General features: G+C 61.4%; 25 protein-coding genes and 2 pseudogenes. 12 read left to right on the top strand and 15 right to left on the bottom strand.

The window, feature by feature from the left end; genetic code table 11:
• Positions 1 to 38 precede the first annotated feature (38 nt).
• The 5 genes from maiA to HJC00_RS19500 all read right to left on the bottom strand — a co-directional run bounded on the left by maiA (position 39) and on the right by HJC00_RS19500 (position 4,724).
• On the bottom strand, positions 39 to 674 hold the full coding sequence (maiA, locus tag HJC00_RS19520) for a maleylacetoacetate isomerase (protein ID WP_210631042.1): 636 nt from the start codon (positions 672 to 674) through the stop codon (positions 39 to 41).
• Between the two features lie 231 nt (positions 675 to 905).
• Positions 906 to 1,322: an organic hydroperoxide resistance protein gene (locus tag HJC00_RS19515; protein ID WP_210631041.1), complete on the bottom strand. Its 417-nt coding sequence runs from the start codon at positions 1,320 to 1,322 to the stop codon at positions 906 to 908.
• A gap of 178 nt (positions 1,323 to 1,500) precedes the next feature.
• Positions 1,501 to 2,823 (bottom strand): ATP-binding protein, encoded by a 1,323-nt coding sequence (locus HJC00_RS19510; protein ID WP_210631040.1) that lies wholly within the window; start codon positions 2,821 to 2,823, stop codon positions 1,501 to 1,503.
• The gene (locus HJC00_RS19505; protein WP_221147584.1) at positions 2,820 to 3,560 is read right to left on the bottom strand and encodes a response regulator; all 741 of its coding nucleotides are present in this window, start codon (positions 3,558 to 3,560) and stop codon (positions 2,820 to 2,822) included. Before HJC00_RS19505 ends, HJC00_RS19510 begins: the two co-directional genes overlap by 4 nt.
• A 111-nt stretch (positions 3,561 to 3,671) precedes the next feature.
• A complete protein-coding gene (locus HJC00_RS19500; protein ID WP_221147583.1) occupies positions 3,672 to 4,724 on the bottom strand; it encodes an alpha/beta fold hydrolase in 1,053 nt (350 codons plus the stop codon).
• 356 nt (positions 4,725 to 5,080) lie between these two features.
• On the opposite strand from HJC00_RS19500, the gene HJC00_RS19495 reads away from it, so the two are divergent.
• Both HJC00_RS19495 and HJC00_RS19490 read left to right on the top strand, forming a co-directional pair.
• Positions 5,081 to 6,856 (top strand): cytochrome c biogenesis protein DipZ, encoded by a 1,776-nt coding sequence (locus HJC00_RS19495; protein ID WP_221155829.1) that lies wholly within the window; start codon positions 5,081 to 5,083, stop codon positions 6,854 to 6,856.
• 46 nt (positions 6,857 to 6,902) lie between these two features.
• Positions 6,903 to 7,661: an alpha/beta fold hydrolase gene (locus HJC00_RS19490; protein ID WP_210631036.1), complete on the top strand. Its 759-nt coding sequence runs from the start codon at positions 6,903 to 6,905 to the stop codon at positions 7,659 to 7,661.
• A gap of 90 nt (positions 7,662 to 7,751) precedes the next feature.
• Here HJC00_RS19490 and HJC00_RS19485 read toward each other — a convergent pair whose 3' ends face one another.
• Positions 7,752 to 9,959: an OmpA family protein gene (locus HJC00_RS19485; protein WP_221155831.1), complete on the bottom strand. Its 2,208-nt coding sequence runs from the start codon at positions 9,957 to 9,959 to the stop codon at positions 7,752 to 7,754.
• A gap of 332 nt (positions 9,960 to 10,291) precedes the next feature.
• Between HJC00_RS19485 and HJC00_RS19480 the strand changes: the two genes are divergently transcribed.
• The 4 genes from HJC00_RS19480 to HJC00_RS19465 all read left to right on the top strand — a co-directional run bounded on the left by HJC00_RS19480 (position 10,292) and on the right by HJC00_RS19465 (position 13,283).
• Complete coding sequence (locus HJC00_RS19480) at positions 10,292 to 11,065, top strand: transporter substrate-binding domain-containing protein (RefSeq protein ID WP_210631034.1); 774 nt, start codon at positions 10,292 to 10,294, stop codon at positions 11,063 to 11,065.
• 113 nt (positions 11,066 to 11,178) lie between these two features.
• Positions 11,179 to 11,985: an ABC transporter permease gene (locus HJC00_RS19475; RefSeq protein ID WP_221147580.1), complete on the top strand. Its 807-nt coding sequence runs from the start codon at positions 11,179 to 11,181 to the stop codon at positions 11,983 to 11,985.
• Positions 11,982 to 12,812 (top strand): ABC transporter permease, encoded by an 831-nt coding sequence (locus HJC00_RS19470; protein ID WP_210631032.1) that lies wholly within the window; start codon positions 11,982 to 11,984, stop codon positions 12,810 to 12,812. The genes HJC00_RS19475 and HJC00_RS19470 overlap by 4 nt, the downstream gene beginning before the upstream one ends.
• Positions 12,813 to 13,016: 204 nt before the next feature.
• Positions 13,017 to 13,283 carry an usg protein gene (locus HJC00_RS19465; RefSeq protein WP_011425678.1) on the top strand — a complete coding sequence of 89 codons (267 nt, stop codon included), beginning with the start codon at positions 13,017 to 13,019 and terminating at the stop codon, positions 13,281 to 13,283.
• On the opposite strand, the gene HJC00_RS19460 is transcribed toward HJC00_RS19465, so the two are convergent.
• On the bottom strand, positions 13,284 to 14,009 hold the full coding sequence (locus HJC00_RS19460; RefSeq protein ID WP_210631031.1) for a DUF2270 domain-containing protein: 726 nt from the start codon (positions 14,007 to 14,009) through the stop codon (positions 13,284 to 13,286). It lies immediately after the preceding gene.
• Between the two features lie 113 nt (positions 14,010 to 14,122).
• Between HJC00_RS19460 and HJC00_RS19455 the strand changes: the two genes are divergently transcribed.
• The 4 genes from HJC00_RS19455 to HJC00_RS19440 all read left to right on the top strand — a co-directional run bounded on the left by HJC00_RS19455 (position 14,123) and on the right by HJC00_RS19440 (position 16,542).
• Positions 14,123 to 14,941, top strand: a complete 819-nt coding sequence (locus HJC00_RS19455; protein ID WP_210631030.1) for a methyltransferase — start codon at positions 14,123 to 14,125, stop codon at positions 14,939 to 14,941.
• A 103-nt stretch (positions 14,942 to 15,044) separates the two neighbouring features.
• Positions 15,045 to 15,731, top strand: a complete 687-nt coding sequence (locus HJC00_RS19450; RefSeq protein ID WP_210631029.1) for a glutathione S-transferase family protein — start codon at positions 15,045 to 15,047, stop codon at positions 15,729 to 15,731.
• Entirely contained in the window at positions 15,728 to 16,069 is a 342-nt protein-coding gene (locus HJC00_RS19445; RefSeq protein WP_210631028.1) for a helix-turn-helix transcriptional regulator, read from the top strand. Before HJC00_RS19450 ends, HJC00_RS19445 begins: the two co-directional genes overlap by 4 nt.
• A complete protein-coding gene (locus tag HJC00_RS19440; RefSeq protein ID WP_221147577.1) occupies positions 16,066 to 16,542 on the top strand; it encodes an SRPBCC family protein in 477 nt (158 codons plus the stop codon). The genes HJC00_RS19445 and HJC00_RS19440 overlap by 4 nt, the downstream gene beginning before the upstream one ends.
• Positions 16,543 to 16,559: 17 nt before the next feature.
• On the opposite strand, the gene HJC00_RS19435 is transcribed toward HJC00_RS19440, so the two are convergent.
• From HJC00_RS19435 to HJC00_RS19410, 6 genes are all read right to left on the bottom strand, one after another.
• Positions 16,560 to 17,015, bottom strand: a complete 456-nt coding sequence (locus tag HJC00_RS19435; RefSeq protein WP_221164502.1) for a DUF1801 domain-containing protein — start codon at positions 17,013 to 17,015, stop codon at positions 16,560 to 16,562.
• Positions 17,016 to 17,049: 34 nt separating this feature from the next.
• Entirely contained in the window at positions 17,050 to 17,517 is a 468-nt protein-coding gene (locus HJC00_RS19430) for a DUF1801 domain-containing protein (RefSeq protein WP_221155834.1), read from the bottom strand.
• Positions 17,518 to 17,527: 10 nt separating this feature from the next.
• Complete coding sequence (locus tag HJC00_RS19425; RefSeq protein ID WP_210631025.1) at positions 17,528 to 17,722, bottom strand: hypothetical protein; 195 nt, start codon at positions 17,720 to 17,722, stop codon at positions 17,528 to 17,530.
• 42 nt (positions 17,723 to 17,764) lie between these two features.
• Positions 17,765 to 18,175: an SRPBCC domain-containing protein gene (locus HJC00_RS19420; protein ID WP_210631024.1), complete on the bottom strand. Its 411-nt coding sequence runs from the start codon at positions 18,173 to 18,175 to the stop codon at positions 17,765 to 17,767.
• On the bottom strand, positions 18,172 to 18,495 hold the full coding sequence (locus HJC00_RS19415; RefSeq protein WP_011425688.1) for a helix-turn-helix transcriptional regulator: 324 nt from the start codon (positions 18,493 to 18,495) through the stop codon (positions 18,172 to 18,174). Before HJC00_RS19415 ends, HJC00_RS19420 begins: the two co-directional genes overlap by 4 nt.
• A gap of 480 nt (positions 18,496 to 18,975) precedes the next feature.
• On the bottom strand, positions 18,976 to 19,347 hold the full coding sequence (locus HJC00_RS19410; protein WP_210631023.1) for a hypothetical protein: 372 nt from the start codon (positions 19,345 to 19,347) through the stop codon (positions 18,976 to 18,978).
• 161 nt (positions 19,348 to 19,508) lie between these two features.
• On the opposite strand from HJC00_RS19410, the gene HJC00_RS19405 reads away from it, so the two are divergent.
• Together HJC00_RS19405 and HJC00_RS19400 are read left to right on the top strand one after the other, a co-directional pair.
• Positions 19,509 to 20,378, top strand: a complete 870-nt coding sequence (locus tag HJC00_RS19405; RefSeq protein ID WP_210631022.1) for an NAD(P)-dependent oxidoreductase — start codon at positions 19,509 to 19,511, stop codon at positions 20,376 to 20,378.
• Positions 20,375 to 21,058: a DNA alkylation repair protein gene (locus HJC00_RS19400; RefSeq protein WP_210631021.1), complete on the top strand. Its 684-nt coding sequence runs from the start codon at positions 20,375 to 20,377 to the stop codon at positions 21,056 to 21,058. Before HJC00_RS19405 ends, HJC00_RS19400 begins: the two co-directional genes overlap by 4 nt.
• 36 nt (positions 21,059 to 21,094) lie before the next feature.
• Here HJC00_RS19400 and HJC00_RS19395 read toward each other — a convergent pair.
• Both HJC00_RS19395 and HJC00_RS19390 read right to left on the bottom strand, forming a co-directional pair.
• Positions 21,095 to 21,987, bottom strand: a pseudogene (locus HJC00_RS19395) (LysR substrate-binding domain-containing protein).
• A 400-nt stretch (positions 21,988 to 22,387) separates the two neighbouring features.
• A pseudogene (locus tag HJC00_RS19390) lies at positions 22,388 to 22,512 on the bottom strand (porin); the annotation flags it as partial.

Genomic DNA, 22,512 nt, shown 5'->3' with positions numbered 1-22,512 from the left:
GACCACCTTCTTTGACGGCCGCTTCTTGATTGACCGCATCACCGTCGCGGCGCCGGCGCGTTCTCCTGGAAAGCCGGGATCGCCTCCAGCTTGGCGACAATCGCCGAGATATTGGGCCACCGGGCGAGATCGAATCCCATGCGCCGGGCGCTAACCGCTTGCGGAAAAAGGAAGATATCGGCAATGCTTGGCCGGTCGCCGACGGCGAAGGCGCCTTGCCTGCGGCCGGCAATCATCGTTTCCACAGCCGCCATTCCCTCACCGACCCAGTGACGGCTCCATGCGGCGACCGCATCGGCATCGGCGTTGAAGGTGCTTTTGAGATGCAGGCCGATCCGCGGCGGCAGCAGCGCATGGATCTCGGCTGCGATGGCAAGTGCAATCGAGCGGGCCAGCGCCCTATCCTCCGCCGTGTCAGGCAACAGCGGCGGCTCAGCCTCGATTTCCTCGAGATACTCGATGATCGCCAGCGATTGGGTGATGAGGATGCCGCTATCCGTCAGCAAGGCCGGCACCAGCCCCTGCGGATTGATCTTGCGGTATCCGGCCTGCCGGCTCTCGGCCTCCTCGCCAAGAATGGTGACCGGCAACGCCTCGGCCGTCAGCCCCTTCAGGCCGAGCGCGATCCTGACGCGCGACGTCGCCGAGGAGATTTCGTTCTGATAGAGCTTCATTGTCTTTCTCCCTCATGGCCTCGGATGAATGGCCGCCCTTGCGCCGCGGAAGCTGCCGATGCCGCTTTCACCAGGCCTGCAAGCGGCGAAGGCTCCTGCGAGCTTATGTCGTAGATGCAGGGTGCGGCAAACACTGCCGCCCCCAGCACGCAGATGATCATCAATCTCATTTTATCCTCCGTCGGCGAGGCCCCGACTGGCCTCGCCCTTTGTGCTTTCGGCTCCTGCCCGTCAGGCAATGCTCAATTCGACTTGGATATTGCCGCGTGTCGCCTTCGAATAGGGGCAGGTCCGGTGCGCCTCATCGACGAGCGCCTTTGCGACATCCGCTTCGATGCCAGGCAGGCTGACCTTAAGGCGGGCCTGCAGGAAATAGTCGCCATCGGTTGTGCCGAGATCGACCTCGGCATTGACGGCGGTCTCTGCCGGCACCTTGACCTTCAACTTGCCGGCGGCAATGCCGATCGCGCCGATGAAGCAGGCCGACCAGCCGGCTGCGAAAAGCTGTTCGGGATTGGTGCCGGGCTGGGCGCTGCCGGGAGGCGAGAGCCTGATGTCCAGCTCTCCGTCATCGCTCTGCGAAGCGCCGTCGCGCCCGCCGGTGGTGCGGGTTCTGCCGGTATAAAGCACCTTGTCGATCTTGGTCATGGAAACACTCCTTGTTGCGTCGCTTCATGCGACTGGCCGCTACTGCGGCCGGGTTGACGGAGTTGGTTTGATGGATCGATATATCCGGCATGTTTCCGGAAACGGCCGAAATGTCACAAAACGTAGCATCCGGCGTCCACGACATTTTCGCGTACAAAACATTCTGATAGTTTTGACATCACCGAATGGTGACTTCAGCCGCCAGTCCGCCACCCGAGCGATTGTAGAGCTTCAGAGATCCGCCGATCTTCGCCGTCAGCTGCTGGGCAATCGCCAGCCCGAGACCTGTGCCGCCGGTCTCGCGGTTGCGAGATTGCTCGAGCCGGAAAAAGGGCTGCATCGCGGCTTCGAGCATATCATCCGGGATGCCGGGTCCGCGATCCATGACGCTGATGACGACGGAATTGTCAGCGCCGCGCTCGACGCTGAGCTCGGCGGCGCCGGCAAACTTCAAGGCATTGTCGATGAAATTCGATAGGATGCGGCGAAGGGCGTGCGGCCTGGTGAAGGCGGCGCCTTCAACCAGCCCGACGACCGTCACGGCCTTTCCTGTGTCCTGATAGTCGTAGGCTATGCTGTCGATAAACGATGCTAAATCGATGCGAGTGTTCTTTTCCCCGTTGCCGTGTGCGCTGCGCGCATAGGCGATGCCGTCCTGGACGAGGCGCTGGATCTCGGCGAGATCATGCACCAGCTTGTCCTTCTCGGGTGAATCCTCCGCCATGTCGGCGCGCAGCCGCATCCGGGTGAGCGGCGTCTGCAGATCATGCGAGATCGCCGCCAGTATCTGGACCCGTTCCTCGAGATAGTGGGCGATCCTCTCCCGCATCGCATTGAATGCTCTTGCCGCATGCGCCACCTCGCTAGGCCCGGCCTCACTCAAAGCCTGACCGTCTTTATCAGGATCGAGTGCATCGGCGGCAGCAGCGAGTTCGCCGAGCGGCCGGATCGCCTGGCGGACGGCAAACCAGGTGCAGAGAATGAGCAGCGCCATTTGGATTGCGAAGACGTAAGGCAGCCATGCGGCGATCGGCATGACGCCTCTCGGCGTGACATCGATCGTCAGAGGCGTTCCGTCGCTCAGCGTCAGATGCGCCTGCAGCCGGTTCACCTCACCCGGAATCCGTTCGATGCGGATGGGAAAGCGATGCCCGGCGGCCGCCTCTATTTTTCCTGCGATCTCCCTCGCCTTGCTGGAGCTGTCGGGCACACCGGCCAGGCCGGGTCCGAGCTCGAAACGGTAGTTGCCGCGGCTCAGCCAATCCAGCAGGTCGCCGCGCTCACTTGCCGGAAGTCGGTCGAGAACGGCAATCGATGTCGCGACGTCGTTCTCCAGCGTGCCGAGCATCACCGCCTTGGCCGACATGTAGCGCTCCATGTAGAGCACGCTGAAGGAGAGCCCATAGGCGAAGGCCAGGCCCACCAAAAGAATGAGGAAGATCCGCGATCTGAGCGTTCTCGGCCACATCAGGCCCGATAGCATGGGGATATCAGCCCTCATCGGCGCGGCTCCGAAATTTCGACCGGAACCGAGAAGACATAACCTTCGCTGCGAACCGTCTTGATATAGGTCGGCTCGCGCGCATCATCCCCGAGACGCTGCCGCAGGCGGCTGACGAGAAGATCGATCGAGCGGTCGAAGAGTTCGGCGTCACGGCCCTGCGTCAGGCTCAGAAGCTGGTCGCGGTTAAGCACCCGTTGCGGATGGTCGATGAAGACACGAAGCAGGCGGTATTCGGCGCCGCTCAGCGCAATCGCGGTCCCGTCCTTGTCGAGAAGATGACGGGCGACAGTATCGAGCCGCCAGTCGCCGAAGGTCAGCAATTGACCCGCCTCACTGATCTGCAGGTTGGGCGGCAGCATGCGCGTACGCCGCAGCACCGCCTTGATGCGGGCAAGAAGCTCGCGCGCCGCAAAGGGTTTGGCAAGATAGTCGTCGGCGCCCATCTCCAGCCCGAGGATCCTGTCCATATCGTCGGTGCGGGCCGTCAGCATCAGAATCGGGATCGCCTTGTGCCGGCCGGCGCGCAGTTCCCGGCACAGCACCAGCCCATCGTCGCCGGGCATCATCACGTCGAGTACGATCAGATCGACGGCATTGGCTTCCAGAAAACTGCGCAACTGGCGCCCATCCGCGGCAACACTGGTCCTGAGGCCGTTCTTCTGCAGATAGCCCGAGACCAGCTCGCGAATTTCACGATCGTCGTCGACGATCAGGATGTGATCGACATGATCCATATTGCCTATTCCTCAACGATTGCGGCCGCGCCCGCCGCCTCGCTCTTGTCGAAGTGCCAGACGCGACCTACGCATATTCCGCCCGCGTGAGCAACGAAGCTTTGCCGCCAATCAGAAGCGGTCGACGTCGATGACCGCCCGGGCGAAGGCCTGCGGCGCCTCCTGCGGCAGATTGTGGCCGATGCCGCCGCCGATCGTGCGGTGTTCGTACCTGCCGGAGAATTTTCCGGCATAGGCGGAGGGCTCGGGATGCGGCGCACCGTTTGCATCGCCTTCCATGGTGATCGTCGGCACCGAGATCAGCGGCAGGGCGGCAAGCTTCTTCTCATAGGCATCATATTTCGCCTCGCCTTCGACAAGCCCCAGGCGCCAGCGGTAATTGTGGATGACGATATCCACATGGTCGGGATTGTCGAAGGCGGCCGCCGATCTGTCGAAAGTCGCATCGTCGAAATTCCACTTCGGCGATGCCGTCTGCCAGATGAGCCTTGCGAAATCGTGAGTGTTGCTCCGATAGCCCAGGCGGCCGCGTTCGGTGGCGAAGTAGAACTGGTACCACCAGGCAAGTTCCGCCTTCGGTGGAAGCGGTTTCTTGTTGGCCTCCTGGCTGCCGATCAGGTAGCCGCTGACCGAAACCATCGCCTTGCAGCGCTCGGGCCACAGCGCGGCCATGATATTGGCAGTCCGCCCGCCCCAGTCGTAGCCGGCAACGACAGCCTTTCCGATCTTGAGCGCATCGAGCAGGGCGATCATGTCGGCGGCAAGCGCCGAAGGTTGGCCGTTGCGCGGTGTCTTGTCATCGAGGAAGCGGGTCGTGCCGTAGCCACGCAGATAAGGCACGATCACTCTGTAGCCGGCGGAGGCAAGCAGCGGCGCGACGTCGACAAAGCTATGGATGTCATAGGGCCAACCGTGCAGCAGCAGCACGACCGGACCATCGGCCTTTCCGGCCTCGGCATAACCGATATCGAGCACATCGGTCTTGACCTGCTTCAGCGCTTCGAATGACGCATTGGTCCCGGCCTTTACGTCAGGCAGCGCGGCGCTGGAAGACTGCGGCAGTTGGGCTGCGGCCGCTCCGGCCACGCCGAATTCGACGGCTGCAAGCGCGATTGCCGTCATGCCAAAGAAACGGCGGCGATGATAATTGATTTGCTCTGACATCGGTCTCTCCTGTCGAATGGATCACGGCGCTGAGATGACGTTCGGCTTGTATCGGCCATATGTCACAGGCTGCGGTTTTTGAATGCGAGTGTAACCTCCGCCTGCCGAGATACATTCTGATACAAAAGCGCCGCCTCGGCAGGGCATGGGCGGACGGTCGCAGTTTTCGCCGCCGCCTCTGCGGATAGGCAGTTTGTATTCGTTTGTATCGTCCGCGCTCCAGCGCAATAGTTCGGTACATTTTCCCGTCAAACCAGACACATCGGAGATACCTCCGGCCGGCTATCTCGCCGCCGTTGCTGGTTCGGGCCCATCGCCGTCCAGAGCCCGATCAAACGGTTTCAAAGGAAACGATGATGACACTTCTGATCATTGCCTATCTCGGAGGCGTGCTGACCATTCTCAGCCCTTGCATCCTCCCTATCCTCCCCTTCGTCTTCGCCCGCTCCGGCCAGCCTTTCCTCAAGAGCACGCTGCCGATGCTAGCGGGCATGGCCGCCACTTTCGCGCTGGTCGCGACGCTTGCCGCGGTCGGCGGCAGCTGGGCGATCCGTGCCAATGAATATGGCCGGCTTGCCGCGATCGTCCTGCTCGCGCTCTTCGGAGTGAGCCTGCTTTCGCCCCGCTTCGCAAGCACGCTTGCCCGCCCGATCGTCGATCTCGGCAACAATCTACTTAACGCCAGCGGCGGCGGACGCACTGCGCCGACGGTCAGGAGCGCGCTCATCCTCGGCGTCGCCACCGGCCTGCTCTGGGCGCCCTGCGCCGGACCAATTCTCGGCCTCGTGCTGACGGGCGCGGCATTGCAGGGCGCCAACCTGCAGACAACCGCCCTCTTGATCGCCTATGCCGCCGGTGCTGCGACCTCGCTTGCCGTCGCCTTGCTGGTCGGCGGTAAAATCTTCGCCGCGATGAAGCGCTCGCTCGGCCTTGGTGATCGAATCCGCCAGGCTGTCGGCGCTGCCGTGTTGGCGGGCGTGGCGGTTATCGCGCTCGGTCTCGACACCAGCCTGCTGGCGCGGCTTTCCTATGCCAGCACTGCCTCGCTGGAACAGGCCGTTCTGGACAGGCTGCATGCCAGGCCGGCGGGGGGCACGCCCTCTGAGGTGGCGAGCAACGACAAGATCATTCCCGCGGCCGATGGAAGCAAGCCTTTCCGCAGTGATCTGCCCGTCGAAGCTTATGCGCCTTCGTTCGACGGCGCGGTCGAATGGCTGAACTCGGAGCCTCTGACCAAGGAGCAGCTGCGGGGTAAGGTGGTGCTCGTCGACTTCTGGACCTATTCCTGCATCAACTGCATTCGCACCATTCCCTATGTCAGTGCCTGGGCGGAAAAATATGCGGATCAGGGCCTGGTCGTCATCGGCGTGCACGCCCCGGAATTTGCCTTTGAGAAGACGATCGACAATGTCAAGAAGGCTGTCGGCGACTTTCGGATCGGCTATCCGGTTGCGATCGACAATGATTACAAAATCTGGCGCGCCTTTGAAAACAGCTACTGGCCTGCCGCCTATCTGATCGATGCCAAAGGCCAGATCCGCTATCACCATTTCGGCGAAGGCAATTACGGCAGGACCGAAAAAGCCATCCAGGATCTGCTGCGCGAAGCGGGCAGCCAGATGGCGGAAACGGCACCGGTTGCGCCCGCTGCCAAGGGCGTGGAGGCAGGTCCCGACCTCGCCAATATCCGGTCCGGAGAGACCTACCTCGGCTACGGGCAGGCCGAAAATTTTGTCTCGCCCGAAGGGCTGCAAGCCGATATGCCGCAGAACTACTCGATCACCGAGCCCGGCATTAACGCATGGGGCCTGTCCGGCACCTGGACCATCGGTAAGGATCAGGCAACGCTCGATGAGGCAGGCGGCGGCATCGCCTATCGTTTCAGCGCCCGCGATCTGCATCTCGTTCTCGGACCCGGCGCCGACGCCAAACCGATCCGTTTCCAGGTGAGGCTCGACGGCAAGGCGCCGGGACCCGATCATGGCTCCGACATCGATGCCGACGGCAACGGCACGGTCACCGGAACGCGGCTTTACCAACTCGTTCGCCAGGCCGGCGCCGTCGCAGCCCGCACCTTCGAAATCCGCTTCCTCGATCCGGGCGTCCAGGGCTACGCCTTCACCTTCGGCTGAACCTCAAGATTCCCGCCCCGCAACGTCAACCACAAGGAGTGACCCCATGAACAAGCATCTGACTTTCATCGCAAGCCTGGCCTTTGCCACCGCCGGAATCGCTTTTGCGGCCGAGGCTGCCGCGGTCAAGAACATCGTGATCGTCCACGGTGCGCTGGCCGATGGCTCTGGATGGCGAAAAGCGACCGATATCCTCGAAAAGCGCGGCTTCAACGTCACCATCGTCCAGGAGCCTCTGACATCGCTCGATGACGATGTGGCGGCAACGAAGCGGATTCTCGACCTGCAGGAAGGACCGACGCTGCTCGTCGGCCACAGCTATGGAGGCATGGTCATCACCGAAGCCGGCAACAATCCAGGCGTTGCGGGCCTCGTCTACGTCGCCGCCTTCCAGCCAGACAAGGGGGAAAGCCTGCTGAGCCTCGCCAGCTCGAAGCCGGCCGGCAGTATGGACATCAAGGAAACTGAGGACGGCAAATATCTTTACCTCGACCCCGGCGCCTTCGCCGCGGCTTTCGCGGCCGACCTGCCGAAAGCCGAAGCCGATTTCCTGGCAAGATCGCAGGTCTTCGCCGCCAAGCAGGCCTTCTCGACCAAGATCGGAGAGCCGGCATGGCGAACGAAGCCGAGCTGGACGATCGTCGCCACCCAGGATCGCTCCATCAATCCCGAGCTGGAGCGTGACATGGCGAAACGAGCTGGCAGCGAAGTGACCGAGATCACGGCCAGCCACGCCGTCTTCGCATCCCAGCCGGAAAAAGTCGCCGACGTCATTGAAAAGGCGGCTGCGAAAGCCGGCCGATAGAGAGGGGTAAGACAAGAGCGCGCCCCCTTCTCCCGGCGGGAGAAGAGGAGGTCAGCGCCCCTCCCTGACACCGGGGAGGGGCGGAAGCAGCTACTGGTTGGCGGCGACCGGACGCACCAACGGAGTGACGCGGCGGATGGTGACGCGGCGGTTTTCCTGTTCGGGGCCCGACGTGTTGACCTTCAAGTAACGTTCGCCGTAGCCCTGCGTCGCCATGTTTTCCGGCGGAATGCCATAGACGTCGGAGAGCACATTGGCGACCGATTCCGCCCGCTGGTCGGAGAGGACCAGGTTGCTCTGGTCGGAACCGACAGCATCCGTATGGCCCTCGATCAGGAAGGTCTCGCTCGGATCTTTCTTCAGCACCTGGCTGATCGCGTCGGCGACCTTACGCAATGTGCGCGCCTGAGTCATCGGGATCTCCGCGCTGCCGGTCGCAAAGGTGATCGTATCAAGATCGATTCGGCGGACCTTGTCGCGAATACGAGCGGAATACTTCACCTCATTCAGCGAATAGACACGCTCCACCGGCTCGACGGGAGGTTCGCTCAGGAACTCGTAATAGTCCCTGTCCGGATCGCTGCGAGTATCGATGATGTATTCGTTGAGTGGCACGCGCAGCCGCATCGGCGGCAAGTCGGCACCCGCATCCTCGAAATAGTCGCGGTCCGGATCCTCATAGAGATCGGGCGAATAGTAGAGAACGTCCTCACGCCCGCGGGCATCGACGCGCGACCGCTGGATGATGTCGCCGTAGCGGTTGCGGATCGTGACGATGCGGTAACCCTCCGGTCGCGCAATCGTCTCGCGGTAACGGTCGCCCGGGAGCTCTTCGTAGATCGGCCGTTCGCCGTCGCGCAGGAACCGCCTGTCGTCGTCGCTGCGCACGATCACCTGATTGTTGTACTGAATGATCACGCGATTGTCGTCAGTCTGGTCGTCGACACGCGCCCCGTCCGGGCGAACGAATTGCGGCCGGGCGTCGAGTCTGGTTCCTTTCTCGCTAGTCACCGCCTCGAGCTTGACCGTCGGTGCCCTATCCGCGGTGGCGGCCTGCGCCTCGGCATCAGAGGTCGGCACCTTGAAGTCCTTGCTCTCGGCGCGCATCTTGTCGCGGTCGCGGCGGACTTCCCTGCCCTTGCTGCGGTCGGCATCCTTATCGCTGTCGAGCACGGCCGCACCGTTTTCAACCGGCAGGACAACGGTCTCGTTGCTCTTGGCCGGATCTTCGGCAATCTTCTTGCGGCGCTGCAGCTCTTCCGGCGAAACCTTTTCAGGCGCAGGAATGGCCTGCTCGGCCTGCTGACCGCCGCTGGCTTCAGGCAGCGGCTGGGCCGCGCCGGTGGCGGGTGCTGCCGGCTGTTCGCCGGCGGGCTGTTCGCCTGCAGGTTTCGCCGCCATGCCTTCCTTCGGTTTTTCGGCCGGAGCGGCTTCCGGGGCAACGGCCTTGTCCTGGGTCGCCTTGTCTTGGGTCGCCTTGTCCTGGCTCGCTTTATCTGCGGGCGCCACAGTCTCGCCGGCTGCGGGCTTCTTTTCGGCCGGCGCTTCGGCTGTGGGTTTTGCCTCCGGCTTGGCTTCGGGCTTGGCCTGTTCTTCGGTCGGCGTCACCGCCTCGGGAGCGGCTGTCTCGGCCTTGCTCTTGCCTTTATCGCGGGGGCGCTGCTTTCCTTCCGGCTTGGCCTCCGGTGCAGCCTGCTCCGTTTGCGGCTGGGCCTCCTTTGCGGCTGGCTGCTGCGCCTCGGGCTCGGCCTGCTGAGCCTCAGGCTTCTTGGGTTTTTTCGGCTTTTCCTGCGTTACCGGCTGCTGTTCTTGCTGCGGCGCGGCCTCCGGCTTTGCCTCGGGCTGAGCCTCCTGTTTGGCTTTCCGCGCGGGCTTGCTTTCGGGCTGTTCCGCCGGCGCCTCTTTCGGCGCCTCGGCTTTCGGTGACGCGGCCTTGGGTTCGGGTGCTGCCTTGGGTTCGGGCGCGGCCTTGGGTTCAGGCGCCGGAGCCTCCTTGGGTGCTTCGGCCTTCGGCTTTTCCGCAGGTGCTTCCTTTGGCTTCTCGGCGGCTGGCGCCTGTTCGGCTGGGGCCTCCTGCTTCTCCTTGTGCTTTTTCTTCTTCAGCAGCTCTTCTTCGGAAGGTGCATCCTGGGGCGCATCCTGCGCCACTTCGAAGCTCCCCTGTTCGACTTGCCGCGCGGCGGCTGCCTGCGTCTCAGCGCCGCGCACGGCGGCCATCGCCGACACCGGCTGCAGCGCCAGCGAGAGGGAAAGCAGCGGAAAAGCCGCGCTTGCGAACAATCTTGATTTCTTGCCCATCGGGTTTCCTCGATCCTGTTTGAGCTTCCTGAAGGCCGACAGGCCCTAGTTCCGCCCCTAGCGTCGCATTGAGGCGAAACGGCGAAATGGCAAAGCGCCAACCCGCCGATTTGTTCCGGTTCTAGGAAGCCGGGGATTAACCTCAGGTGAATGTAGCGGTCTGCCGCCGTTCATCTCGCCTGCTGTTTGCGCCGCGAATAGCCCGGGAATTTCTGTTGCATTTCCATGAAAAAAAGTCTGATTATCGCCGCAAGGCGGTGCCCGTCACCGTTGAACAGCAGCCGTCAGCCCAAGAGAAAAAAGCGCGATGGCTACCAACAGAGAGGATCCTCATGCATATCTCCACCCGTATCTTCGCGGCAGCCTCGCTCGCGGCAATGTCGCTCTTTGCCGGCTCCGCCATGGCCGATGGCGAGAAATACGTGATCGGCACCGATTCGACCTATCCGCCCTTCGAATTTGTCGATGCCAGCGGCACCATCCAGGGCTTCGACATCGATATCGCCAAGGCGCTCTGTGCCGAGATGAAGGCCGAATGCTCCTTCGTCAGCACCGATTGGGACGGCATCATTCCGGCGCTGAACGCCAAGAAGTTCGACATGATCGTCTCCTCCATGTCGATCACGCCCGAGCGCCTCAAGCTCGTCGACTTCTCCAACAAGTACTACAACACCCCTCCGGCCATCGCCGTACCGAAGGATTCGAAGATCACTGACGTTGCCGGCCTCAAGGGCAAGGTGATCGGCGCACAGACTTCCACGACGCATGCCAACTACGCCGAGAAGCACCTCGCCGACACCGAGCTGAAGCTCTACCCCACGGCCGACGAATACAAGCTCGACGTTTCCAGCGGCCGTGTCGATGCTGTCATCGACGACGTCGTCGTTCTCTCCGAATGGGTCAAGTCCGACGCCGGTGCCTGCTGCAAGATCCTGACGACCCTGCCGGTCGACAAGGAAATCAACGGCAACGGCGCCGGTATCGCCATCCGCAAGGGCGACCCGCTGAAGGAAAAGCTCAACACCGCGATCGCTGCGATCCGCGCCAGCGGTGAGTACAAGAAGATCCAGGACAAGTACTTCGATTTCGACGTTTACGGCGAATAAGAAATTCGGTATCTGGCCGATCAAGCGAATGGCGGAAGGCTTGCTCTTCCGCCATTTTTGTTTGACAAAGGTGGCAAGATCAAAACGGCAAAAGCCGTGAGGGGAATTCACGCATGGGCGGATTGTTTTCCGCGCTCGGCTCCTTCTGGAGCTCACTTGTGCACATTTTCGATCCGCTATGCGGACCCGTCGGCATCTTCACCTGGTTGGGTCCGTCGACGATCCTAGCCTGTGGCGACACCGGCTGGGGCGACGAGATCGCCCTTGGCCTGCAGGTCACCGTATCGGTGGCGATCGTCACCCTGCCGATCGGCCTCGTCATCGGCTTCCTCGTGGCTCTCGGCCAGCAGTCGGAAGAAAAATCGCTGCGGCTGGCGGCCGGCATTTACACGACTATCTTCCGCGGCCTGCCGGAGCTTTTGACGCTCTTCATCATCTATTACGGCATGCAGATGCTCATCCAGTCTCTTCTGGAGCTTGCCGGCTATGTCGGGCCGCCGGTCGAGATCAACGCCTTCCTGGCCGGCGTGATCGCTCTGTCGGTTGTCTTCTCCGCCTATTGCTCGGAAGTATTGCTTTCGGCTTTCCGCGCCATTCCCAAGGGCCAATATGAGGCAGGAGATGCGCTCGGCCTGCATCGCGGCCGCACGCTACGGCTCGTCATCCTGCCGCAACTCGTTCGCATCGCCCTTCCCGGTCTGACGAACCTCTGGATGGTGCTCCTGAAGGACACCTCCTACGTCTCGATCATCAGCCTTGCCGATATCCTGCGCCAGACGAGCGTCGCAGTGCGGGTGACCAAGGAGCCGTTCTTCTTCTATGGCATTGCCTGCTGTCTCTATCTGGTGCTCGCCATTCTCTCCTCCTTCCTGCTTATCTATGTCGACCGCTGGGCCAAACGTTCGGATGTCCGCCGATGAGCTACGCTGAGACATTGATCCCCCCGCAGCCTGCGCCCCGCGAGGTGGCAAAGCCGGTCACAGTGGCACGCCTGTGCGGCTACGTCTTCGTTGCGGTCTGGGCTCTGCTTGCCGCGCTGCTGATCTTCACCGTCATCAATGGCTGGGATCCGGACAAATTCACTCGCTACGGACCGCGTTATCTGCACGGACTCTGGGTAACCCTCAGTCTGGTTGCCATCTCCGTCGTTTGCGGCGCCATCCTGTCCCTGCCGCTCGCCATGGCCCGGCTGTCGAAGAACCGGGCTCTTAACTGGTTCGCCTATGGCTATATATATTTCTTCCGCGGCACGCCGCTGCTTGCCCAGCTGTTCCTGGTCTATTACGGCCTCGGCGTCTTCCGCCCGCAGCTGGAAGCCGTTGGCATCTGGTGGTTTTTCCGCGAAGCCTGGTATTGCGGCCTCTTTGCCATGACGATCAATACGGCGGCCTATCAGGCGGAAATTCTGCGCGGCGCGATCGAAAGCGTGCCGCACGGCCAGCGCGAAGCAGCAGCAGCCCTCGGCATCCATAAGACCATCGCCTTCCGCAAGATCATCCTTCCGCAGGCCTTCATCGTGGCGCTTCGCCCCTACGGCAACGAGATCATCCTTTTGATCAAAGGCTCGGCGGTCGTCGCCATCATCACCGTCCTCGATCTGATGGGCGAAACCCGTTACGCCTTCTCCCGCACCTTCGACTACCAGACCTATCTCTGGGCAGCGATCTTCTACCTCACCATTGTCGAGGCGCTGCGCCATCTCTGGGCCTGGATCGAGCGTCGACTGACGCGGCATCTCAAGCGCTGAGCATGAAGGGCAAAAGTGTATCGCGGTTTTGGCACTGCTAAAGAAGCGTGGCAGCACTCGTATTATCATGCTGCCAAACCGTTGAAAACAAAAAACAATACTTCCTTCGCAACGTATCTGTTAAGCTTGCGTTAACCATTCGCGTGCTTCCATTTCACGTGGCGCTAATAAAGCGCGAGTGGGAACGAGAAGAAGCTGAATACGATGCACAAGGACATGGAAAAGCAACTGCAGGGTTACGGTCTGACGACCGCCCAGATCCTCTACCACCTCCCGGATCACCCGACGATCCTGCAGACCTATGTCTGGCAGGATTATGATCTGGCACCCGATTTTCCCGAGATGCGGGGCTTCCTTAAATTCTGGCAGGAGAAGCTCGACGGGCCGCTGCATTCAGTGCGCTACGTCCACCGCAAGCTGATCTCGGCGACAGAGTGGCGGGCGTTGAAGGGCGAGTTCATCCTGCATTGATCACACATGCGCCTCGCCATGGCCGAATTCGCCTTCGTCCCGGTCTGGACGCAGGGCGAAATAGAGCATGCCCAGGTAAAAGGTGACGACGATCGAAATGACCGCAAGGCCGGGGAGTGGCCCGAGCACGGCATTGTCGATGACATAGGCCCAGGACTGCGCCTGCAGCGCCGGCGCGCCCTCCGTCTGCAGTTTTGGCGTCGAGATCTTCAGGCACCAGGCAAGCAGCAGGATTAAATACATCCAGCCGTAATTGCGTTTGAGCCGCCGATGCATCGCTTCTCCATAACTGAGCAGAAAGCGCGGATGACGCAGGCTGTTGGCAATCACCGCGGCCCATTCGCTGCCGGCCGCAGCGTTCGGCGCCATGATCTGCGCGAAATAACAGCGCTCGACCTGCCGGATTCGGGCGCGGTAGATATCAAAGAAGCGGTAGCGCCGCGCCTCGATCATCAGAAGCAGCGTAATCAGCATCACGCCGAACAACAACACGCCGTGATGCGAGCTTGGTGTCGACAACGACACCGAAAGCAGCGCCGCGACCACGGTGATCGCCCAGTTGGACGTCCGGTCGATGCGGTCGCGCCAGCTCGTCATCCGCCCGAGTTCGCCGCGGTAATAATGGCTGAGCGTATTGGTGATCTCGCCCGGCGTCGTGGGCAGCAGCAAGGGGCGCTCGCCCCCTTCTTTCCTTGCCGGTGGCACCCTGTCGTGCTCCGCTTTCATGGCGTTTCCTCCCATCGTCTTCTTTTTGGCCATTCTGCGCCTGTTGCCGCGCCATTGCAAAACTTCGAAAGCCGCCGTAGAGCCATGCCTGAAACAGAAGGACATGCACCGCGATGGCAAAGAAGATCGACGAAGAAGCCCTTGCCGAGGCCTACAATCGTGCACTGGCGCTGGAGAAATCAGGTGATGTCGAGGCGGCCGTAGCGGCCTACGAGGACGTTTTGGCGATCGATCCCGAGGACCACGGCGGAGCCGCCGTGCGCATCGCGGCGATGGGCCGCGGCGAAACCCCGGTCAAGGCGCCCGACGCCTATGTCGAGACCCTGTTCGATCAGCATGCCGAGGTCTTCGAGGACGTGCTCGTCGAGCAACTCGGCTATCACGTGCCGATGTTGGTGCGCCAGCGCCTGCAGGCATTGAAGCTCGGGCCGTTCAAGCGTTTGCTCGATCTCGGCTGCGGCACCGGTCTCACAGGCGGCGCGCTGCGCGAGCTGTGCGAGGACATGACCGGCATCGACATATCGGAGAAGATGGTCGAGATCGCCCACGAAAAAGATCTTTACGAGACGCTCTTCGTCGCCGAGGTTGAGGATTTTCTCGACGACAATGACGAGGACGCTTTCGACCTCATCACCGCCACAGACGTGCTGCCCTATCTCGGCGCGCTCGAACCGCTCTTCTTCGGCGCCGCCGAAAATCTGACGCCGGGCGGCCTGTTCATTTTCTCCTCGGAGACCCTGCCTGACGAATTGCTTGCCGGCCGCCCCTACATGGTTGGACCACACCAGCGCTTCGCCCATGCCGACGCCTATGTGAGAGAACGGCTGACGGCCACCGGTTTCGCGCTTGTCGAGATATCCGACATCAACGTGCGCATGGAAGACGGACAGCCGACGCCGGGCCATCTGGTGATCGCCAGATACATCGGCTGAAGATAATAGTTTCACGATCGGTGAACTATCTGTTGCGCGATGCCTGCGGACCTGATAGTTAGTCAGTCGGCAAAGTTTTCAGCCAGACAGGAAAGGTCGCCGCATGTCGCTCGTCTTTTATGGGCATCCGCTCGCCTCCTTCTGCCACAAGGTGCTGATCGCGCTTTATGAAAACGAGACCCCCTTTGAGAACCGTATCGTCGATCTGTCCGACGAGGCCTCATGCGCCGATCTCTTTCGCTTCTGGCCTATCGGCAAGATGCCGCTGCTCCGCGACGAAGCCCGGGACAGCACCATCCCCGAGACTTCGATTATCATCGAATATCTCGATCACTATTATCCCGGCGCCGTGCCCCTGCTGCCGCTGGAGATCGACCGGGCGCTGCAGGTCCGTCTCTGGGACCGCTTCTTCGACCATTATGTCCAGATGCCGATGCAGACGCTGGTCAGCAATCGCCGCCGCCCTGAAGGCAAGGCGGACGAAATCGAGATGACCGCTTCCCGGGCAACGCTGGCCACGGCCTATACCATGATCGAAAAACAACTGGGCGAAAGCCCTTGGATAACCGGCGAGGCCTTCACCATGGCCGACTGCGCCGCAGCCCCCTCTCTCTTCTACGCCGAGACGCTGGTTGCATTTTCATCAGATCAGCCGAAGCTTCGCGCCTATTACGAGCGGCTGCTGGCGCGCCCGTCCTTCGCCAGGGCGCTGGAAGAGGCCCGCCCCTATTTCAAGTTCTATCCCTATCACGACAGACTGCCCGCCCGCTTTCGGGATGAAGCGGAATGATCGAAAGCCAGGCGGATCTCGACCGCATGTTCCACGCGCTTTCCGACCGCAGCCGCCGCGGCATGATCGACCGGCTCGGCCGCGGCCCGGCCTCGGTCACCGAACTGGCCGCTCCGCTCGCCGTCGCCCTGCCGACGGTGATGAAACATCTGCAGGTGCTGGAGGAGAGCGGGCTCGTCCTCTCCGAAAAATCCGGCCGAGTGCGGACCTACCGGCTGCAGCAGGATGCGCTCGCCGCTGTCGAACGCTGGGTGGAACAGCGAAAGACCCGTTGGACCGCCGCCTTTGACGGGCTGGATCAATTTCTCGCCGATGAGCCGGAGACACTCCCCGAATGACGATACGATCTGCCGAACATGCCACCTTCGTCATAGAACGCCGCCTGACGGCACCCGTCGCCCGGGTCTTCCGCGCCTGGTCGACGCCGGAGTCCAAGCGGCAATGGTTTGCCTGCCACGGCGAATGGGTGCCCATAGAATACGCGCTCGATTTCAGGCCGGGCGGTACAGAGAGGAACTATACCGCCGACACCGAGGGGCTTCTGCACGCCTATGACGCCCACTACATCGATATCGTCCCGGATACTCGCATCATCTATGCCTATGAGATGAAGCTCGGGCAAAGCCGCATCTCAGCCTCGCTCGTCACCGTCGCCTTCGACACCGAAGCCAGCGGAACCAGAATGGTCTTCACCGAGCAAGTGGTTTTCCTCGACGGCTACGCCGACAACGGCGCCCGCCTTCAGGGCACAGAAATCGGCCTCACCAATCTCGAACTCTTTCTCGAACGCGAGGCAAGCCCAATTCACTAACGCGGCCGGATGAAGCGTCACACGCTGCTTGATTTCTTCCGCGAACCGGCCGCCCGCACCGACGCATTTAGCGCCGCGGCGGCTCGAATGAGCGCCTTCAGCGCCTCCTCGTCGATCTTGTCGCCTTCATGAAAGTCGATGGCGCGCCGGGTGTTGCCGTCGAGACTGGAGTTGAAAAGGCTTTTCGGATCCTCAAGCGAGGCTCCCTTGGCGAAGGTAAGCTTGACCACGCTCTTATAGGTCTCACCGGTGCAGATGATGCCGGCGTGCTCCCACACCGGAACGCCTCGCCATTTCCATTCCTCGACCACTTCGGGCTCGGCCTGCTTGATGAGCGCGCGGACCCGCGCGAGCACGTTGCCGCGCCAATCCTTGAGTTCCTCGATCCTCGCATCAATCAGTTGAGAGGGAGAGGCTTGCCCGGTCCCTTCCTCGGAATCGATTTTCTTCATGGTGGCCGTCGTCTTCTTCATATTTATCGTTCTCCCATCGCCGCGCATCAAAACCTCACACCCGTTCGCCCGGCAAACGGCTCGCCTGCTCTACCCAGGAGGCGATCTGCGCCTCGTCGAAAGGGTCGTCCTCGCGTATGTCGAGGTAGCGCACCTCTTTCTGCTTGGACTCGCCTGGCGGTAGGGGATGCAGCGACGCACCCTTGAAGAAAGCCACCTTGACATAGCTGGCGTAGCAATGGACGCCGAGGAACCAACCTTGCCCTTCCATGCCGTAAAAGGGCGAGTTCCACTTGATCGCCTTGCAGACGCCGGGCACGGTTCTGCTGATCAGCGCATCGAGGCGACGCCCGATCTCACTTTTCCAGTCCGGCATGGCGGCGATATAGGCTTGCACGGGCGCATCGCCGTAACCCTTGGGGATTTGCGGGTTGCCGCCCGACAGAAGCTTCGGCGCGGCGACCGCCGGTTTGGCAGTCTCTTTCATGACTTTCTCCGCACCCTGCGACGTTTTGCCCGCCATGGATCACCTCCTATCCGCCGATGCATCCCACGCGCCGTTTCGCGGCATAGGGCAGCACAAACAGGCCGAACGGCAGCAACGCCAAGAGCCCAACCCAGACCGCCGACTTCTCCTGCACCATGGCGATGATATTGACGATGACGATCAGCGTAAAGGCAATCGACAGCCAACGGTGGACCTGCCGACACCAGTTGTTCCGGTTCAATGAAGCCTCCTCGAACGAGCCCGACCGGCCGCCGCCAATGGATTAGTCAACCCGCGTCAACACCTGTTCCAGCTTGTCGAAGAATTGCGGCCACCCGCTCCTGGCGCCGCCATAGGCCTGCCGCTGATCCGCCCGAAAACCCGACTGCTCCATTCGCAGATGCGTACCCGCGCCCGTTGGGGTGAGCGTCCAGGTCACGACGGTTTCGAGGCCATAGGCGCCCCAGCTGTAAGCGAGGGTCTTGTGTGGTTCGACTTCCAGAACTCGGCAGTCGACGGCGCCCCAATCGGCGTTGAAGTTGAAGTGATGGTCGACGACCGGCCTGAAGTCGCTTTTCATCAACCACTCTTGGATCAGGTGCGGCTGGGTCAGCGCCCGCCAGATCTTTTCCGCTGGAAAAGGCATTTCCCGCTCGATGACGACGGAACGCGTTTCGGTCGATATGTCTGTCATTGATCCATCCTCTTCAACAAATCTTCGAGCGCATTGAAGCGGCTTTGCCAGAAGCCGGCCATCTCGCTCGTCCAGTCGACGAGCGGCGCAAGCGCTCCGAGCTGCGCGCTATAATGCGTCTGCCGCCCTTCATGACGGTCGCGCACCAGGCCGGCTTGCTTCAGCAGCCCGAGATGCTTCGAAACGACCGGCTGCGAGACCCCGGCCTGCGCCGTCAACGCCCCGACCGTCTTCTCCCCTTCCCGGCACAGCCGCTCGAAAAGCGCGCGCCGGGTGGGATCCGCAAGCGTCCTGAAGAGCACGTCCTGAACGTTCGACATTGAAGACCCATACCCGTAAAGCTATGAATAGACCTATATCCATGGAGGTATACCTATGTCAAGCGACGAACAGAACGCGACAATCGAACGAAAAATGTATTGCCAACCCGTCAATTGATACAACAATCGAAAGGACTACGAATACGGCCATCATAGCCCATCCACTATGAATAATCCCTACTCGCCAGCCACGAGGCTAACCACAGAAACGCCGAAAGCCGCAGACGGCATCCGGCGATACATGCATCTGCGTTCATGAGCCCGAGGCGACTTTCAGGTTGCCGCCATGGCTGCTGCGCCGGCGAAGATCTGTTTGCGGCCGAATTTATTGTTGAAAGCCTGGCAAGCCCGCTCTTGGCGAGCGGACACACGCCTGACATGGCCGCCACCCCGCAGATGCCCAGAAAGATAGCAGCGGCGCCTGGTGAAATGGTGCCCGGAACCGCTATTGGAAGCAGTTCCTCGCCCTCGCCTTGCCCGCTACTTCCCCCGGCGTTCGGCGGCCAGCCGCTCGTGAATGACGGCGGGACCGCCGGCAAGACGTTTCGCAAGCAGGCTCGCCGGATCGACGATGCGCCAATAGGGCGTCACCATCGAAGGTGGTTCGCCCTTCTCCAGTTCACCGACGGACAGGTCGGCAATCGCACGCAAATGCCGCTGCACCGTCACCGGACAGCAGGCGTCCGCTCCGTATTGGGCAGCGAGACGGCGGCGCAGAACGCCAGCCTCGGTAAGGACACCTTCAGGCGCCAACCGAATCTGCTCTGCGACCATCTTCTGAGACGGAATAAGCATCGCCTGCGTGCCGCTGCGGCCTTTGCGGCGCGGCTCGATTCTTGGAATTTCGCTCATGTCACCCCCAGTAACATTGTGATTCGTTCCATCTAGGGCTCGGCCGATCGGCGACCAGCCTCAAAGAAGCAATCGAAAGGACGTCCGTCTTCACGGCTTTTCTGCTTGCGCCGTTTCAGTTAATCCTCAGGGCCTCTCACTCTGGATAAGGATAGGAACATATGGCTAAAGTCGCGTTCATCGGTCTCGGCGTCATGGGCTTCCCCATGGCCGGTCATCTGAAGACAAAGGGCGGCCACGATGTCACCGTCTACAATCGCACGGCCGAAAGAGCTGCTGCCTGGGCCGAGAAATTCTCCGGCAAATCCGCCCCCACTCCGGCCGAGGCAGCGGAAGGTGTCGATTTCGTCTTCGTCTGCGTCGGCAATGACGACGATCTCCGCTCGGTCACCTCAGGCGAAAACGGCGCCCTGCACGGCATGAAGCCGGGTTCGGTGCTGATCGATAACACCACCGCCAGCGCCGAGGTCGCCCGCGAGCTTTATGCCGCGGCAAAGGAAAAGGGTGTGGATTTCATCGACGCTCCGGTCTCTGGCGGCCAGGCCGGCGCCGAAAACGGAGTGCTGACCGTCATGTGCGGCGGCGATGAAGCCGTCTTCGAGAGAGCCCGGCCGGTGATCGACGCCTATGCGCGTATGGTCGGCCTGATGGGGCCAGCTGGCTCCGGACAGCTTACCAAGATGGTCAACCAGATCTGCATCGCTGGCCTCGTCCAGGGGCTTTCAGAAGCGCTGCACTTCGGCAAGCGCGCCGGCCTCGATATTGAAAAGGTCGTCGAGGTAATCTCGAAAGGCGCGGCCGGCTCCTGGCAGATGGAAAATCGCCACAAGACCATGAACGCCGGCAAATATGATTTCGGCTTCGCGGTCGACTGGATGCGGAAAGACCTTGGCATCGTGCTCGCCGAAGCCCGCAGCAACGGCGCCAAGCTGCCGGTCACCGCCCTCGTCGACCAGTTCTACGGCGATGTGCAGGCGATGGGCGGCAATCGTTGGGACACTTCTTCGCTGCTCGCCCGGCTTGAGAAATGATCGGTCGCTCTTCCGATCCGGCTGAACTGATCGCGCATCTCGAAACGCTGCGCTCGGAGGAGAATGCCGCTGGAATGGCGCGATTCGGCATCGTCACCGACCGCGCCCTCGGAATTTCCAATGCTGATATCAGGGCGGTCGCCAGATTGGCGAAGAGGAATCACCTCAGGGCAATGCAGCTCTGGCGAAGCAATATTCGCGAGGCTCGGCTGCTCGCTCTCTATACCGCCGAGCCGAAGCGGCTGACGCCGGAAGAAGCCAGAAACTGGGCTCATGATTTCGACTCCTGGGAAGTCGTCGACTGCGCCGCCGATCTCTTCGTCGAGGCGGGCCTGGACGAGCTCATTCCTGAATTCGCTGCAGACGAGCGCGAATTTGTTCGTCGCGCCGCCTTCGCCATGATCGCGGGCGCCGCCGTACATCGAAAGGGCGCTACCGATACGGCCATCCTCTCCTGGCTGCCTGTGATCGAGGCGCATTCCGGCGATTCCCGCAACTTCGTACGCAAGGCGGTCAATTGGGCACTGCGCAGCATCGGCAAGCGCAATCGCGCCTGCCATGGACCGGCACTGGGGTTGGCGAAGCTGTTGGCTGAACGTCCAGATAAAACCGCCCGCTGGATCGGCAGGGATGCGGTCAGGGAGCTGAGCGGTGAAAGGCTGTTGGCACGGCTGAAATAGCGCGATGCGTCCCAGACTGAGGCTGTCGCCTCGTCGTCAATGACGCTTGGATTTTTCCACCACAAAATCGATGAGCACTCTGACCGCCGGCGGCATGCACTTGGCGGTTGTGAAGACGATATGGAACTGGCTTTCTTCCGACTGCCATTCCGGCAGCACCCGCACCAGCCCGCCGGCCTGCAGATCCGCCTCACACGCGCTTTCGAGCAGAAGTCCGAAGCCGAGGCCGGCGAGGGCTGCATCGAGAATGGCGGTCACGCTGCGGCAGGTCAACCTCGGCTGATGCCGGATTACCCGTTTGTCGTCATTCGGAGCGATGAGCTCCCAGGTATGGAACGACACCCACGGGGTCATCGCCAGCGTCGGAAGGTCGGCGAGCTCGTCGACGCAATTTTCAACCGCCGATACGTTCGATGAGCTACGGACTTGCGACCAGAACGCGCCGCGCCCGGTCGCGCTTGCGCATCGTCCGGCTCGTCTGTGTCTCCGGCTCGCTGGTCGCCCTCACCTCAAGATCGATTCGTTGATGAGGTCGGCGCGGCGGTCGGAGCCGATAATCTGCAGCTTTATCTTCGGAAAGCGTTCGAGGAATTCAGGCAGGATACCTCCGACCGAAATGTCGACCAGACCTAGCGGGCAGCCCGTCCGCACCACGCCCGGCGGGTCGGATTGAGCCTCGGTGACGATCGATTTGGCGGGGTCGGCCTCCTGCAGAATGGTCTGGCATCTTTCGTAAAAAGCTTGACCGATCTCTGTCACCCGGAAGTGACGGGTCGAACGCTCTATGAGCCGTGCGCCAAGCCCATCCTCAAGTCGGCTGACCCGCCTGCTCAATTTTGAGCGCGGTATTTTGAGATTGCGACTTGCAGAAGCAAAACCACCGCTGGAGACGACGGCTGCAAATAATAATAGTCGTTGAGATCGTCCATACGAACAAGCTGTCCGAGAGTAGGAATGAATGCCGCCCCCCGAAAGGGCTGTATCCTCTCTCCACCAAAGCTGTAATCACATTGTCGGTATTGGATTTTCTTTCCACGACCCGTCGCGGCAACGCCAATCAATGGCCAACGGTCAATCCAAACTCTCTTGAGAATAAGCATGGCCTTAAGCAAGGCCGACAGGATGCCGACGTGCGATACACAACATGCCGGTTCGGCTTACCTGGATGACGCTCCGGAAAGACAGCCACAAGAGCGCGTCTCAAAAACGCTGCAAGGACGGTCCGGCAGGGAAGACCGGACCCGTCCCCGTAGCTGATCGGAGGTCACTCGGATCAGAAACTGATTGAAGCGTCCCCGGTCTGAAGACCGGGGACACTCACCAAGTGGATTAGAACGAACGCTGCAGGCGGAAGTAGCCCGAGGTAGAGTCGTCAGCGTCTTCCGGATCGAGGTACTGAACCGAAGCCTTGGCGTAGAAGTTGTCGACGATCTGGTAATCAACCGTCAGACCAA

It is taken from the genome of Rhizobium sp. NLR22b, assembly GCF_019685295.1.
Taxonomy (GTDB): Bacteria; Pseudomonadota; Alphaproteobacteria; order Rhizobiales; family Rhizobiaceae; genus Rhizobium.
The sequence above is the reverse complement of the archived record's forward strand: the minus strand, read 5'-3'. Positions and strand labels throughout refer to the sequence as shown.